The sequence below is a fragment of the Geomonas oryzae genome (assembly GCF_004117875.1).
In the GTDB taxonomy this organism is placed as follows: Bacteria; Desulfobacterota; Desulfuromonadia; order Geobacterales; family Geobacteraceae; genus Geomonas; species Geomonas oryzae.
The window spans coordinates 215,262-229,832 of record NZ_RAHW01000004.1; the positions used below are offsets into that span (position 1 = coordinate 215,262).

The 14,571-nt window shown below is 62.8% G+C and carries 12 protein-coding genes; 7 read left to right on the forward strand and 5 right to left on the reverse strand.

Going from position 1 to position 14,571, the window contains the following annotated elements:
• Positions 1-13: 13 nt before the first annotated feature.
• Positions 14-976 (reverse strand): DNA polymerase III subunit delta', encoded by a 963-nt coding sequence (gene holB, locus D6Z24_RS11700; RefSeq protein WP_129126775.1) that lies wholly within the window; start codon positions 974-976, stop codon positions 14-16.
• 3 nt (positions 977-979) lie between these two features.
• Complete coding sequence (gene tmk, locus D6Z24_RS11705; protein ID WP_129126776.1) at positions 980-1,642, reverse strand: dTMP kinase; 663 nt, start codon at positions 1,640-1,642, stop codon at positions 980-982.
• A gap of 246 nt (positions 1,643-1,888) precedes the next feature.
• Here tmk and rnc point away from each other — a divergent pair, with 246 nt between their 5' ends.
• The 6 genes from rnc (at position 1,889) to D6Z24_RS11735 (ending at position 9,317) form a co-directional block, all read left to right on the forward strand.
• Complete coding sequence (gene rnc / locus D6Z24_RS11710; RefSeq protein WP_129126777.1) at positions 1,889-2,587, forward strand: ribonuclease III; 699 nt, start codon at positions 1,889-1,891, stop codon at positions 2,585-2,587.
• Complete coding sequence (locus tag D6Z24_RS11715) at positions 2,584-3,636, forward strand: elongator complex protein 3 (RefSeq protein WP_129126778.1); 1,053 nt, start codon at positions 2,584-2,586, stop codon at positions 3,634-3,636. The genes rnc and D6Z24_RS11715 overlap by 4 nt, the downstream gene beginning before the upstream one ends.
• A 137-nt stretch (positions 3,637-3,773) precedes the next feature.
• A complete protein-coding gene (era, locus tag D6Z24_RS11720; protein WP_129126779.1) occupies positions 3,774-4,670 on the forward strand; it encodes a GTPase Era in 897 nt (298 codons plus the stop codon).
• Between the two features lie 268 nt (positions 4,671-4,938).
• A complete protein-coding gene (locus D6Z24_RS11725; protein WP_129126780.1) occupies positions 4,939-6,462 on the forward strand; it encodes a cytochrome c3 family protein in 1,524 nt (507 codons plus the stop codon).
• A 180-nt stretch (positions 6,463-6,642) separates the two neighbouring features.
• Complete coding sequence (locus tag D6Z24_RS11730) at positions 6,643-7,320, forward strand: PTS sugar transporter subunit IIA (RefSeq protein WP_129126781.1); 678 nt, start codon at positions 6,643-6,645, stop codon at positions 7,318-7,320.
• A gap of 2 nt (positions 7,321-7,322) precedes the next feature.
• On the forward strand, positions 7,323-9,317 hold the full coding sequence (locus tag D6Z24_RS11735; protein WP_129126782.1) for a proton-conducting transporter transmembrane domain-containing protein: 1,995 nt from the start codon (positions 7,323-7,325) through the stop codon (positions 9,315-9,317).
• A gap of 99 nt (positions 9,318-9,416) precedes the next feature.
• Here the strand turns inward: D6Z24_RS11735 and nrfD are convergent, their stop codons facing one another.
• From nrfD to D6Z24_RS11750, 3 genes are read right to left on the reverse strand one after another with little or no spacing between them, the layout of a single operon-like run.
• Positions 9,417-10,661: an NrfD/PsrC family molybdoenzyme membrane anchor subunit gene (gene nrfD / locus D6Z24_RS11740; protein WP_129126783.1), complete on the reverse strand. Its 1,245-nt coding sequence runs from the start codon at positions 10,659-10,661 to the stop codon at positions 9,417-9,419.
• Between the two features lie 2 nt (positions 10,662-10,663).
• Positions 10,664-11,446: a 4Fe-4S dicluster domain-containing protein gene (locus D6Z24_RS11745; protein WP_129126784.1), complete on the reverse strand. Its 783-nt coding sequence runs from the start codon at positions 11,444-11,446 to the stop codon at positions 10,664-10,666.
• Positions 11,443-11,919 (reverse strand): multiheme c-type cytochrome, encoded by a 477-nt coding sequence (locus D6Z24_RS11750; protein ID WP_129126785.1) that lies wholly within the window; start codon positions 11,917-11,919, stop codon positions 11,443-11,445. The genes D6Z24_RS11745 and D6Z24_RS11750 overlap by 4 nt, the downstream gene beginning before the upstream one ends.
• 645 nt (positions 11,920-12,564) lie before the next feature.
• On the opposite strand from D6Z24_RS11750, the gene D6Z24_RS11755 reads away from it, so the two are divergent.
• The gene (locus D6Z24_RS11755; RefSeq protein ID WP_246014648.1) at positions 12,565-14,541 is read left to right on the forward strand and encodes a proton-conducting transporter transmembrane domain-containing protein; all 1,977 of its coding nucleotides are present in this window, start codon (positions 12,565-12,567) and stop codon (positions 14,539-14,541) included.
• The last annotated feature ends 30 nt before the right edge of the window (positions 14,542-14,571 follow it).

The following is a 14,571-nucleotide window of genomic DNA, read 5'->3' on the forward strand; positions in this document are numbered from 1 at the left end:
TAAGCCTTTTGTTTTACCGCTCCGCGAGGCGCATGAAGAAGACCTCCAGGGCGAGCCTCGCGTTCACGTTGCGAACGAGCATACGGCGCGTGGCGACCAACTGCTCGATCAGGTCGATGATGCGCTGCTGCGGGGAGCGCTCCGCCTCACGGGCCACCAGGTGCGCGAGGTCCGAGTTGGCGAGCGCCTCCGGGGTGGAGTTGTAGATGAGCACGTCCCGCAGGAAGGAAAGGAGCAACTCCAGAAACCCGGGCAGCCCTTCCTTGTCGGCGGCGAATTCTTCGGCCGCGGTAAGGAGCGCGTTCACGTCCTTGAGGTTCAGCGCGAGCACCCGCTCCAGGAAGTTCACCCGTCCCTCGAGCACGCCGTCGGTAGCGATCTCCACCGCACGCTTTAAACTGCCGCCGGAAAGGGAGGCCGCGACGCGGGCGGCCTCGGCCGGGAACTGCTCGCGCAAAAGCCGCGCCTCGACCATCTCGGCCGGCAGCGGTTGGAAGTCGAGCGTCTGGCAGCGGGAGAGTATGGTCTGCAGGACCGCGGAGCGCTCGGCGGTGACGAGGATCATCAGCGCGTTGCCCGGCGGCTCCTCCAAGGTCTTCAAGAGGGCGTTCCCCGAAGAGAGGTTCAGCTTCTCGGCCCCGTCGATGATGCACGCCTTCTTGGGCGCCTCGAAGGGGCGGTAGGCGAGCTCCTTTTGCAGCTCACGGACCTGGTCGATCTTTATGAAGGCGCCGTCCGGCTCCAGGATATGGAGGTCCGGGTGCTGGCCGTTCGCGATCTTCCTGCAGGAGGGGCAGACGCCGCAGGCGTCCTCCTTGCCGCAGAAGACGGCCTGCACCATGGCAAGGGCCGTCTTTTTCTTGCCGCACCCCTCGATGCCGGAGAAGAGGTAGGCGTGCGCCACCCGCTCAAGAGCTATGGAGCGCTTCAAGACCGAGATGGCCCGGTCCTGCCCTATGATCTCGGAAAAAGGCATCGGCTACGCCCCGAGCGCCGCTTGGGCTGCCGCGGGAAGGCGCTTGGCCAGCGCGGAGAGCATCAGTTTCTCGGTGGCGGCCACGTCGCCGGAGCCGTCCACGATGACGAACCGCTCGGGCTGTGCCTTGGCGAGGGCGAGGTATCCCGCACGCACCCGCTCGTGGAAGCGCACCGATTCCAGCTCGAAACGTTCCTCGCGCGCGCCGGAGGTGGCCTCGATGCGGGAGAGTGCGCGGGCAAGCCCGATCTCCACCGGGCAGTCGATGAGCACGGTGAGCGCCGGCTGCACGCCGGAAGTGGCGAGGGCGTTCAACTGCCCGATCACGGCGAGGTCGAGCTCGCGCCCATGCCCCTGGTAGGCGAGCGTCGCGTCGGTGAAGCGGTCGCAAAGGACCGTTTCGCCGCGCTCGAGCGCCGGGGCGATCACCTCCTGGACGTGCTGCGCACGTGCGGCGGCGTAAAGGAGCAGTTCGGCAAGCGGCGTGATGGCGCTGTTCTTCGCGTCGAGCAGGATGGCGCGCATCTGGTCCGCGATCGGACAGCCGCCCGGTTCGCGCGTCGCAACCACCTTCGCTCCCGCAGCCTGGAGACGCTCCTTCAGGAGCCTCAACTGGGTCGTTTTACCGCACCCTTCAACGCCTTCAAATGTAATGAAAAAACCCATGTCGCTGGTCTCATGATCTCTTATAAAATCACTGAATTATATGGGAGGGGTGATCATTATGCAAGATTTAAATGCCCGTTCTGAGCCGGGTTGCACCGGTTTCAGCTGCCTCTGGCGCGGAGTTGCCGCGACCGTTACCGGCACAGGTTCATTGCCGCGCTGGTCGAGCTCACGCAGAACCTTATTGCCATGCCGAAGACCTTTGACTATAGTTGCCTCAAATTAAGGAGAAACGCGGGCTTTATCATGAGCGAGATACGGGAAGATAAGATGCAAAGAGTGGAGGAGCGGCTGAACTACCGGTTCGCCAAGCGCGAACTTCTGGAAGAGGCGCTCACCCACCGCACCTACGTGAACGAGGCGGGGGGCAAGGACAACCAGCGCCTGGAGTTTTTCGGCGACGCCGTGCTCGATTTTCTCCTCTCGGACCTGCTGCTCGTGCGTTTTCCGCAAAGCAGGGAAGGGGAGCTCACCAAGATGCGCGCGGCTCTCGTGGACGAGGTGAGCCTCGCCCGCATCGCGGGGAGCCTCGAACTCGGCGCGTCGCTGCGCCTTGGCAAGGGGGAGGAGAAGGGGGGCGGGCGTGAGAAGCGCTCGCTTTTGGCCGATGCCTTCGAGGCCCTTCTCGCTGCGGTCTACCTCGACGGCGGGATCGACGCGGTGCGCGCCGTCGTGCATGCGCTCTTCGAGCCGCTTCTCTCCTGTCCCGAGATCCTGAGCGGACGCGACGCCAAGACGGAACTTCAGGAGCGCGCCCGGCTTCTTCGCGGCGATCTGCCGCGCTACCAGCTGAAAGAGGCGAGCGGGCCGGACCACGACCGGCGCTTCAGCGTCGAGGTGTACGTGGGCGAAGAGCTCATGGGGGAAGGGGCGGGGCGCACCAAGAAGGAGGCCGAGCAGGACGCGGCCCGCGCCGCGATGCTGCTTCTCAAGGGGAAGCCTTGAGGCCGCTTTTCGTCCCCTTCTTCATCCCGCACCTTGGTTGCCCGCACCGCTGCGTCTTCTGCGACCAGGAGAAGGTGGCGGGGGCGCGGGGCGTCCTTCCGACCGAGGCTGAACTCGTCTCGCGCATCGAGGAGTACCGTGCCGGTGCACCCGGGCGCAACCTCGAGGTCGCCTTTTACGGCGGGACCTTCACGGCACTCCCCCCGGCCGACCAGGAGGCGCTCCTCGCCCCATTGCAGCCGCTTCTAAGGCGCGGGGTCGTAGCCTCGGTCCGTCTTTCGACGCGCCCCGACGCGGTGGACGCGGGGACGGCACTGTTTCTGCGCGAAAGAGGCGTCGCGACCGTAGAGCTCGGCGTCCAGTCCATGGACCCCGAGGTGCTCCTTTTTTCCGGGCGCGGCCACGGCGTCGTCGAAGTGGACCTTGCCGTCGCGGCCCTGAAGGAAGCCGGCATCGAGGTCGGGATCCAGCTCATGCCCGGGCTCCCCGGCGACACGCCGGAGCGCTCGCTCGCCACGCTGCGCGCGGCCCTCGCCCTGCGACCCTCGTTTCTGCGCATCTATCCCACCCTCGTCATCGACGGGACCGAACTCGCCGAGCGTTACCGGCGCGGCGCCTATGCGCCGCTTGCACTCCCGGACGCGGTCTCCCTCTGCAAGGAGATGCTCATCACCGCCGCACGTGCCGGCATCCCGGTGATCCGCATGGGGCTGCAGCCGACGGCCGAGCTGGAGCGTCCCGGCACGCTCCTCGCGGGCCCTTACCATCCCGCCTTCGGGCAGCTCGTCGCCTCCGAGATCTGCTTCGACGTCATGTGCGCCCTGCTTGAAGGGGTCCCCCCCGGAAGTGAAGTTTCCTTCGGCGCGCCGCGCGGCAGGGTTTCCGACCTCGTCGGCCAGAAGAGGGTGAACCTCGCCCGCCTGGCCGGGCACCACGGCATTCAAGCCTCGGTTCATGAGGACGCCGCACTCGACCCGGAACTCATCTCTCTTAAGTGGCAAGGCGGGGTGCGTCACGCCCGTCGCCCGGACCTACACCCGCAGCACTAGGCATTGCGCCGCTTCGGTGTATACTGTGTCGGTGCCCCCGACACCTGCCGGGGCGCAAAGAGAGCTTTCCTTGCTGAACCTTTTCCCGTATGTTGTACCGCTTTGAATTTTCGCAATAAGAGCCAGGAGGGCTATTCATGTCTGAACAGGTGTTCCGTTCCGGTTTCGTCTCAATTGTGGGGCGCCCGAACGTCGGTAAATCCACGCTGTTAAACCGCATCCTTGGTGAGAAGCTCATGATCACCTCGGACAAGCCGCAGACCACCCGCAATCAGATCAAGGGTATCCACAACATACCCGGCGGGCAGATCGTCTTCCTCGATACCCCGGGCATCCACCGCGCCAAAACGCGACTCAACCAGTTCATGGTGGAGGAGGCGCTCTCCTCGGTGCAGGGCGTCGACCTGATCCTCTTCCTGGTCGATGGCGCCTTCGAGCCGGAAAAGGAGGCGGGGATGATCAAGGAGGTGCTCTCCGGCGTGGAGGCTCCCGTGATCCTCGTGATGAACAAGATCGACTTGATACCCAAAGGGGAGCTTCTGGAACGGATGGGGATCTACGGCGACACCTACCCGTTCAAGGAGATCATCCCGGTTTCGGCGAGCACCGGCGACGGCGTGGAGCAACTCGTGCAACTGGTGCACGGACTGCTCCCCGAAGGGCCCTGCTACTTCCCGGACGACATCCTGACCGACGTGCCGGAGCGCTTCATCGTCGCCGAGATCATCAGGGAGAAGATCTTCAGGCTGACGCGCGACGAGGTCCCGTACTCGGTCGCCGTCGTGGTGGACAGCTTCAAGGAACGCGAAAACGGCGTCGTCGCCATCCAGGCAACCATCAACGTGGAGCGCGACTCGCAGAAGGGGATCATCATCGGCCGCAGGGGGGACATGCTCAAGAAGATCGGTTCCCAGTCGCGCCAGGAGATCGAGCGCCTGCTCGACGCCAAGGTCTTCCTGGAGCTGTTCGTGCGGGTGAGCGGCGAGTGGAGCGACAACAGCCGCATGCTGAAGGAATTCGGCTACGAGTTGTGAGGAGCGCCGGGGGCGGTTTTTGTTCCTCATGAGTAAAAGCTTGCACACCATTAGATCTTCTGATAATATAACGACGTTTTTGAAAACGGTAAAGGCTGCTCCTGTGCTGGTGGTATTTCCCGCATGATTTCTGCGACTTTTTTGTAGATAGCCGTTCTAAAATCTCGCGTATACATTAACATAGTTTTTTTTGACATAAGTCATGTCGGATAGTAAGGTTCTGCCCTATTTTCGCTAACCATACGAAAACACGCAAGGAGACGACACTATGGCACTTAGAAAGTATGCCGGCTACGCCTGGAACCTGATCAGTCTGGTCGGCATGATCCTGGCCGTCACCGCGACCGGCTTGATCATCGGCTTCCTCTCTTACGAGGGGATAACCGGCGTCGAGAAGCCTTACCTCGGCCTGATGACCTATTTCCTTTTCCCGGGCATGCTCATCGTGGGTCTGCTTTTGGTCCCGCTCGGAGCCTACATCGTGCGGGAGAAGAGGCGCAGGCACCCCGAAGAGAAGATCGAGCCCTTCCCGAAGGTCGACTTCAACGACGCGCACAAGCGCCATCTGTTCATCTTCTTCGTCGTCGCCAGCATCGGTTTCGTCCTCATCGTCTCGGTAGCTTCGCTTAAGGGTTACGAGTTCACCGAGTCGACCACCTTCTGCGGCGAGCTCTGTCACAAGGTTATGGAGCCGGAGCACGTGGCGTGGGCCAACTCTCCGCACGCCAAGGTCAAATGCGTCGAGTGCCACGTCGGCCCCGGTGCCGCCTGGTACGTTAAGGCGAAGATCTCCGGCATGAGGCAGCTCTACGCAGTCGCCTTCCACACCTACCCGGAGACCATCCAGACCCCGATCGACAACCTCCGCCCGGCGCGCGACACCTGCGAGCAGTGCCACTGGCCGGAGAAATTCTACGCCGGGCGCCAGAAGGTGTTCTACCACTATGCGCCGAACGAGGAGAACACCCCCCGCGAGATCAACATGCTGATAAACATAGGGGGCACACCGAAGAGCCAGCATCACAAGGGGATCCACTGGCACATCGGTCAGGAGGTCCGCTACATCGCGACAGACCGTCAGCGCCTGAACATCCCGTACATCGCGGTCAAGGAGAAGGACGGCTCGATCACCGAGTATTTCGACACCGACAAGCCGCTCTCCAAGGCGGATGTCGCCAAGGCTGAGAAGCGCGTCATGGACTGCCTCGATTGCCACAACCGTCCGGCACACATCTACCGCGCCCCGGGCGTGGAGATGGACGAGGCCCTGGCCGCCAAGCGCATCGACATCGGCCTGCCGTACCTGAAGAAGACCGCGGTCGAGATCCTCACCAGGCCGTACAAGAACAAGGAAGAGGCCAAGGCGACCATCGCCAAGGAGCTGCCGGAGTACTATGCGAAGAACTACCCGAACGTTTCCAAGGCCAAGGCCAAGGAGATCGCCCACGCGGTCGTCGTCGTGCAGGACATCTACAACAGGAACTTCTTCCCGGCCATGAAGGTCAACTGGAACACCTACCCGAACCACATCGGGCACTTCTACAGCCCTGGCTGCTTCCGCTGCCACGACGGCAAGCACAAGACGGCAGCCGGCAAGGTGATCTCCAAGGACTGCAACATGTGCCACACCGTCCTCAGCCAGAAACAGGAGAATATCCTGGAGGGGAGCAAGCACAGCGAGTTCGTGCACCCGGTTGACATCGGCGACGAGCTCTACAAGGCGAACTGCAGCGACTGCCACAGCGCAGGGGGACAGGACGTCCCGGGCGGCGAGCAACACGCCAAGAAATAACGGTTAAAGGCTGCACCAGAAAGCCCCCGGAGTGATCCGGGGGCTTTCTTTTTACCGCTTGTCCGTGTATGGCCCCAAAGGGGCGGTTCGATTCAAGTTTTTCCAGATTAACGATCTTGTATCTTTGTCTTAACGGTGCTATACCTTACCCTGTTTTCAGGACCTTTGGGGGAGCAACCGATGTTGATGAAGTCTTCGGAGGTGGCCGCGCTGCTGCATCAGGACGAGAGCACGGTCATGAAATGGATCAAGAGGGATAAACTGCCGGCCACCCTGGTACGGGGCACGTACCAGATCAACCGGGTGGATCTCTTGGAGTGGGCGACCGAGCACGGCATCAAGGTGCCGCCGGAGCTGTTCGAGGCCGCGCAGGCCGATGTCGAACTCCCCACGCTAAGCCAGGCGCTCGAGGCGGGCGGGGTGCACTGCGGCGTAGCCGGCGACGACAAGCTCTCCGTGCTGCGCAACATGGTGAACCTCCTGCCGCTTCCCCCGCAGATGGACCCGGAGTTCCTGCTCCAGGTGCTTTTGGCCCGCGAGGCCCTCGGCACCACCGCCATCGGCGACGGCATCGCCATCCCGCACGTCCGCAACCCCATTCTCCTGCAGAACAAGCCGCTACCCGCCGTCACCCTCTGTTTCCTGGAAAAGCCCATCGACTTCGGCGCCCTCGACGGCCTCCCGGTGCGCATCCTCTTCCTGATCACCAGTCCCACGGTAAAGGTGCATCTGCACCTGCTTTCACGACTCGCTTACGCCCTGCACGACAAGGAATTCCGGGCCTCCCTGAACCTTGCCTGTGATCCCGCGGCCATCATGGAGGCGGCAAGGCGCTGCGAACGCGGCAAAAGGAGCTGACCATGTTCCTCCCCGGCGAGCCTGCGACGTCCCTTGTACTGTTGTTGCTCGCCGGCGGCTGCCAGCTCGTCTCCGGCATCCCGCTTCTCTTGCAGAGGGAGTCGCGTCCCGCCCAGAAGTTCGGCGTCGCCTTCATGGCGGCCGCTTCCCTGCTCGGCCTTGCCGGCGCCCTTTTCGCCCTCGTTCATCCCGTTACCGGCAGCTATCTGCTCCCCTCCGGACTTCCCTTCGGCGACCTCGAGATCGGTGTCGATCCCCTTTCCGCCTTCTTCCTGCTTCCCGTCTATACCGTGATCGGCTGCAGCGCGGTTTACGGCGCCGCCTACTGGCCCGTGGATCATCATCCGGCCCACGGCGGCAAGCTAGCCTTTTTCCTGGGACTGCTCGGGGCGTCGCTCACCATGCTTTTCATCGCGAAGAGCATGATGCTCTTTCTCATGGCCTGGGAGGTGATGGCCTTCGCCGCCTACTTCGCCCTCACCGCCGAAGACGAGAAGGAGCAGGTGCGCGAGGCGGGGGTACTCTACCTGATCACGGCGCATCTCGGTGCGCTGGCGCTTTTCGCCACCTTCTCGCTGATCAACGCCGCGACCGGCGCCTACCTTTTCCCGGCCGAGGGGGCGCTCCCCGCCGCGGGCCCCCTCGCTACCGGCATCTTCCTCACCGCACTCGTCGGATTCGGGATGAAGGCGGGCGTCATGCCGCTGCACATCTGGCTCCCTTCGGCCCACGCCAACGCGCCGAGCCACATCTCCGCGATCCTTTCCGGGCTGGTGCTGAAGACCGGGATCTACGGGATGATGCGCATCTTCTCTGGTTTCGCGGCACCGCCGGTCTGGTGGGGGGGGCTGGTGCTGCTGCTTGGCTGTGTCTCCGCCGTTGCCGGGGTCGTCTACGCCATCGGACAGCACGACCTGAAGCGGCTCCTCGCCTACCACAGCATCGAGAACATAGGCATCATCATGATGGGGCTTGGGATCGCCCTGATCGGCGACAGCCAGGGGAGACCTGCTCTGGTGGCGCTCGGAGCGGGGGGGGCGCTGCTGCACGTGATGAACCACGCGCTTTTCAAGGCGCTTCTCTTCCTTTCGGCGGGATCGGTGATCCATGCCGCGCACACCCGCGAGATCGACCTTTTGGGTGGCGTCTCGCGTCGGCTTCCCTACACCGCGCTCTTTTTCCTGGTAGGTGCCGTCGCTATCTGCGGGCTCCCGCCTTTGAACGGTTTCGTGAGCGAGCTGATGGTCTACCTCGGCTCCTTCAGCGCCGTCGGTACTGCCGGCAGCGTCGCCGGGTTGTTTCCGGCGCTTGCCGCACCGGTGCTGGCGCTGGTCGGGGGGCTGGCGGTCGCCTGCTTCGTGAAGGTCTTCGGGGTGGTCTTCCTCGGCGCGCCGCGCTCGAGCGCGCATGACGGTGGGGAAGAGGGGGGGGCGGGGATGCTGGCGCCGATGTGGGTGCTTGCTTTGTGTTGCGCGCTGATCGGGCTCTTCCCAGGGCTCTTCGGGCATCTTTTGAATCGGGCGCTCGTTGAGTACCGGGGTGCGCTCGCCTCGCAGGGGATCTGGAACCTGGTTCCCTTCAACTGGATTTCCCTGCTTGGACTGGGGCTGATTCTGTTGCTTGTCCTGCTCTGGTTTTTCTTTGCCAAAAGCGCCGCCAGGTTGCCGGTGCAGGTCGGCCCCACTTGGGGGTGCGGTTATCTGAGGCCGTCGCCGAGGATGCAATACACCGCCTCCTCGTTCGGCTCCACGGTGGTGCGCTGGTTTTCCGTGATGCTGCGTCCTGAGGAGCATCGGGAAGAGGTGCAGGGGCTTTTCCCGGGAGCTTCCAGTCGAGCGAGCCACGTCCCCGAGACCACGCTGGAGAAGATCTACCTTCCCTTCCTGGAGTACCTCTTCGAGAAGGCCGCGCCGGTGCGCAGGCTGCAGCACGGCAGGCTGAACATCTACATCTTCTATACCTTCATTACGCTGGTGCTTTTGCTCGCGCTCACCTGAGTGCCGTAAGCTCAACGCCGCCCGGCCCTCACCCCCAGCCCCTCTCCCGAAAGGCGAGGGGGGCAACGTAGAACATAGAACGTAGAACGTAGAACGTCTTTACGCCTTTTTAAACACGGGCATGACCTTGTTCAGCACGTAGAAGATGCAGAAGGGGACGATGGCGACGATGAGCGCGCCGACGAGCCCCTCCTTCAGGGTCTCCATGCTGGTCGGCCAAATCGGCAGGACGTAGTGCATGAACCCGGAGAAGGACGACGAGAACGCCTGCCCGCCGATGACGACGTTCCAGCGCATCATGAAGACCCCCAAAAGCACGAGTACCGTCCCTACCGTGGCACGCCTTATGGTGAGCCCGGGTATCAGGAAGAGGAAGAAGGGGACCAGGTTCCCGAGCCCGTACTGGATCACGAAGATGTTCACGAAGTCCCGCTCGTAGATGACGCTCCGCAGGATGTCCCACGATTTCACCGCCGTGTACCCCCTGAAGATCAGGTCTAGAAGCTCCAGCGTGATCGCAGCCACCATGAACATGAGGAGGTAGCGCGAGGTCATGGCGACCACGTGCGCCTCGGCGCTCTTAAGCTCCTCCATGGAGGGGATCTCGGGATGGGCGAGGCGGCGCCTGAGCGAGAGCTGCTTCCTGATCTCCATGGTGAGGATGTAGGTGAGGATGCAAAGGGCGATACCGGAGACGACCGCGGAACATATGAAGATGACCGGCATGAGCGGCGTCATCCAGAGCGCATTCGCCTTCACCGACCCGAAGATGAAACCGGCGTAGCCGTGCAGGAAGCAGGCGACCGGGATGCCCGCCGCGGCGAGCTTTTTCACCGCCCGCTCGTCGGCCTCCAGCGCCTCGTGCGAGATATCCCACGCCCCGAGGGTGAGGACCGAGAAGAGGAGGGCGCGCAGTCGGTCCGCCGCACCCGGCTGCGGCAGCGCTCTCAGCTCCAGCGCCGTTTCGACGAAGTGCTTGCGGTAGACGAACCAGAGCTCCGACGCGACGATCATGCCGTAGGTGCTGAAGACGATGCCGAAGGCGGCGATGGCCGAGGTGAAGTGTGGCGTCATCATCACCTCGATCCCCCTGAGCGGCTGCTGCAGGTGCATCAAAAGCGGCAGCATGGCGACGGGCAACAGCGCGAACGAGAAGACCAGCGAGAAGCGTGCGATGTCTTTTAGCTGCTTCACCCCGAAGACGTGGTAAAGCGAGGAGAGCACGAAGGCGCCCGCCACGAGGCCGGTCATGAAGGGGTACATGACGATCTGGATGGTCCAGTAGATGTACTCGTTGGGATAGGTGAAAAACTCCTTTATGGTCCAGGCTTCTCCGTGCACCATGGCTATTTCACCTCCTTGGAGAGCCCCAGGTAGAACACCTGCGGCTTGGTTCCGTACTCTTCCTTAAGCACGTTCACCCGCTCGGTCATGATCACCTTGGTCACCGGGTCTTCCGGGTCCCTCAGGTTCCCAACGCGCCGGGCGCCGAAGGCGCAGCTGTCGACGCAGGCGGTCTGCATCCCCTTGGTGATGCGGTGGTAGCAGAAGTTGCACTTCTCGGCGACGTGGTAGACCGGGTGGAAAAAGCGCACCCCGTAGGGGCACCCCATGATGCAGTAGCCGCAGCCGATGCACCACTTGCGGTCGATCAGCACCACGCCGTCCGCGGTCTGGTAGGTCGCCCCGACCGGGCAGACCTGCACGCAGGGCGGGTTGTCGCACTGGTTGCACAGTTTCGGCACGAAGAACGCCTTCTCGATGTCATCGTCCCTGATCTCCTCCAGCTTGCCGTGGCCGATGTCGATTCCCTTTTCCGGAAAGCCGTCGCGCGCCCCCTTCGGGGAGTCGATGTGGGTCTTGCCGTCCTTGGTGACCACGTAGCGTTCGACCCAGGTGCGGGTCACGTTGGCGTCGTAAGGGACCTCGTTCTCCACCTTGCACCCCTTGACGCAGAAGCCGCAGCCGACGCACTTGCGGGTGTCCACCAGGAAGACCCAGCGGGGTCCCTTCTCGTCCTTTTCTGCGAGGAGTTTGCGCGGATCGAAGAGCTCCAGTGCGGCGAGGGGGACCGCGAGGCCGCCGGCGATGAGGAGCGACTTTTTACAGAAGGATCGTCTGGTGATCATCTCTTGTGTCCCTCCTTCCTGGGGTCGTGCGGCCAGTGGCAGGTCACGCAGTCAAGCCCGACGTTGTGCGTCTTCGGATCGATTCCCTTCATGACACCGCGGTTGCTGCCGGGGTAGGGGAGGCGGGTGTGACAGCGCGCGCAGAGCTCGCGGCTGCGGTCTATGGTCAGGGTGTGGGGATCGTCCGGGTGGTTCAGGGCGGGTCCGTGACAGTTCTCGCAGTTGATGTTGCGGTGCGGGGACTCCTTCATCTCGTCGTACTTGTCGCGGTGGCACTGCATGCAGTGCTGTGCGGTCTTGTACTTCACCGTCACCTCTTTCCACTGCTGCTCGTTGCCGGCGCGGTGCCAGCCGTACATGTACCCCCGCGCGCCGATGCCGAAGTCGGCCGGCACCAGGAGCTTGCGCGCCACGAGCACCAGGGCGATCACCAACAGCGCGACGAAAAGCGGTCGCCAAACGTGACTCTTCACGTCACCCTCCTTTTGCTTAGTTGTTCAGAAAATTCCGGGGAATCACATGCGTGTTCCCTGGCAACAGTAACCATTGGCACCACGTTCCCCCCTTTGCGAAGGGGGGGCAGGGGGGATTTCGGTTTTATTCGAGCCCCTTCAGCTAGTGGTTCCGTGATCCAACAAGACAAATCCCCTCTGTCTCCCCTTCGCAAAGGGGAGGACGTTGGGGATCCTGCAGCGCTTCGTGGACAAACTGAAGATGCGCTCCATGAGTCCGCGCCGAACCCCTTTTTCTTCGTAATCCGTCCCGACGGTGGATGAAAAAAACGATCTATCTGGTATTTTGTATAACATTGTTCGAAATAGATGGACGTGTGGCCTTAATGATAACCCCAGTCGGCAGGAAAACAAGGAACTTGAGTGGTGCGTTTGTTTTATCGGCGCATCTTCAAGATTAAAAATCTTTTTTTGACAAATCGTTTTTCAGGGAGTATGTTGAGGTCCCTGTCACCCCTGTAAACAGTAGCGACACTTAGTGCCGCGCCGCACAGGGGGCGGCAGTACCGGCAGCTTTGCTCCCCTTCCGCTTCGTGGTGAACGCCGCGGAAGGTTGAAACTCGATGGTCAGATTCGCGATCCGTTCCTGGTTCGAAAGGGTGGGTTATGTTGTTTTTTGACATGATGCGGGACCCGGCATTTCTGGTTCTCTGCGCAATAGTTCTAGCCGGCTGCTCCGGGCTGCCCGGTCTCTTTCTGAGACACGGAACACTGGGACAGCGGCTGGCCTCGGTAGCGGCCCTGACAAGCTCACTTCTCGCGCTACCTTCAATTCTCTACCTGCTGCTCGGCGGTGGAGAAGCAAGCTTCACCCTGAACTGGAACCTCCCCTTCGGCCCCTGCGAAGTCGCCCTCGACCCTCTCTCTCTATTCTTTCTGATCCCCATCTTCCTGATCTTCCCCGCAGGCTCTCTCTACGCCCTCGGTTACTGGCCCGCAAAGTCCCAAGCTTCCGAAAAAAGCGTCACCTTTTTCTACGGTCTCCTCGCCTGTGCCATGGCCATGGTGGTCGTAGCGAGAAACGGGTTTCTCTTCATGATGTCGTGGGAGGTGATGGCGCTTTCGGGCTACTTCCTGCTCGTGGCCGAGCATGGCGAGAAAGAGGTGAGAAGCGCCGGGATCGTCTACCTGGTGGCGAGCCACCTGGGGGGTGCGGCGCTGACGGCCCTTTTCGCCTCGCTCTTCTGGATCACCGGGAGCTTCTCCTTTCCGGCACCGCACTCCCTTGCCGTTGCCGGCGGCGTCACCAGCACCCTTTTCCTCCTCGCCCTGGCCGGTTTCGGTTCCAAGGCGGGTATGATGCCGCTCCACCTGTGGCTCCCGTCGGCACACGCCAACGCGCCGAGCCACGTATCCGCGCTCCTCTCCGGGGTGATGCTCAAGGTCGGGATCTACGGACTGCTGCGGGTCATCTCCTTCGTGTCTGAACGCCCGCTCTGGTGGGGCGCGCTCCTCGCCTCCGTGGGGCTCACCTCGGCCCTTGCCGGGATCTGCGTCGCCTCGGCGCAAAAGGACATCAAGCGTCTGCTCGCCTACAGCAGCATCGAGAACCTCGGGATCATCACCACCGGCATTGGCCTTTTCCTCCTGGGTGAGGGGAGCGGCAACCCGCGCCTCGCCTTCCTGGGGCTTGCCGCCGCGCTGTTCCATGTCCTGAACCATGCCATCTTCAAGCCGCTGCTCTTTTTCTGCGCCGGGAGCGTCATGCACGCCGCCGGGACCCGCGACCTCGACCGGATGGGGGGACTCGCGCGCCGTCTTCCCTTCACCGCCTTCTTCGCCCTGTGCGGTTCCATCGCCATCTGCGGCCTCCCGCCCTTCAACGGTTTCGCCTCCGAGATGCTCCTCTACTTGGGCTTCTTCGGCGAGGCCCGCTCCGCGGTCCCGTTCGTCGCGCTGGGGGCGCCGGTTCTCGCCATGGTGGGGGGAGTGGCGGTGATCGCCTTCGTGAAACTCTACGGCATCGCTTTTTTGGGCGAGCCCCGCACCGAAGCCGCCGCGAAGGGACACGAGGCGCCGGTCACCATGCTCGCCCCGATCGGCCTCCTTGCGGCCCTTTCCCTTCTGGGGGGGCTTTTCCCGCCGGTCTTCATGGCGCTCGTGCAGCCGGCACTGAGGGCGCTCGCCCCGGACACCGGGCTCGTCTCGGCGCTTCCGGTCCCCCCGGTCTGGTTCGCCGTGGCGGGGGGAAGCGTGATCATCCTGGCAGCCGTCCTGTACCTCTTCCTGCAGGGGAGGGTGAAGGGACGCCAGGCCTCGGGGCCCACCTGGGGATGCGGCTACTTGCGTCCCTCGCCGCGCATCCAGTACACCGGCAGCTCCTTCGGCGCCTTCTTCTCGTCCCTCTCCGGCGCACTGATCCGGACCCGGCTCCACGTCGACCCGGTCACCGGACTGGCCCCGTCGGCGGCAAGGCTCAGTTACGCGCCGGAGGAGACCCTGCTGCATCGGGTGGTGCTTCCGTTTCTGAACATAGCGGGGGTCGCCTGCGCCTTCCTGAGAAGGCTGCAGCACGGCGAGGTGCAGATCTACATCCTCTACATCTTCGCGACGCTGATGCTGCTTCTTTTGTGGGTGCATTGAGAAGTCCCCTTAAACTTTACTAGCGACTCT

Coding starts and splice junctions, on each gene's coding strand:
- holB (WP_129126775.1), bottom strand. CDS start 976: ATGCCTTTTTCCGAGATCATAGGGCAGGACCGGGCCATCTCGGTCTTG.
- tmk (WP_129126776.1), bottom strand. CDS start 1,642: ATGGGTTTTTTCATTACATTTGAAGGCGTTGAAGGGTGCGGTAAAACG.
- rnc (WP_129126777.1), top strand. CDS start 1,889: ATGAGCGAGATACGGGAAGATAAGATGCAAAGAGTGGAGGAGCGGCTG.
- era (WP_129126779.1), top strand. CDS start 3,774: ATGTCTGAACAGGTGTTCCGTTCCGGTTTCGTCTCAATTGTGGGGCGC.
- D6Z24_RS11725 (WP_129126780.1), top strand. CDS start 4,939: ATGGCACTTAGAAAGTATGCCGGCTACGCCTGGAACCTGATCAGTCTG.
- D6Z24_RS11730 (WP_129126781.1), top strand. CDS start 6,643: ATGTTGATGAAGTCTTCGGAGGTGGCCGCGCTGCTGCATCAGGACGAG.
- D6Z24_RS11735 (WP_129126782.1), top strand. CDS start 7,323: ATGTTCCTCCCCGGCGAGCCTGCGACGTCCCTTGTACTGTTGTTGCTC.
- nrfD (WP_129126783.1), bottom strand. CDS start 10,661: ATGGTGCACGGAGAAGCCTGGACCATAAAGGAGTTTTTCACCTATCCC.
- D6Z24_RS11745 (WP_129126784.1), bottom strand. CDS start 11,446: ATGATCACCAGACGATCCTTCTGTAAAAAGTCGCTCCTCATCGCCGGC.
- D6Z24_RS11755 (WP_246014648.1), top strand. CDS start 12,565: ATGTTGTTTTTTGACATGATGCGGGACCCGGCATTTCTGGTTCTCTGC.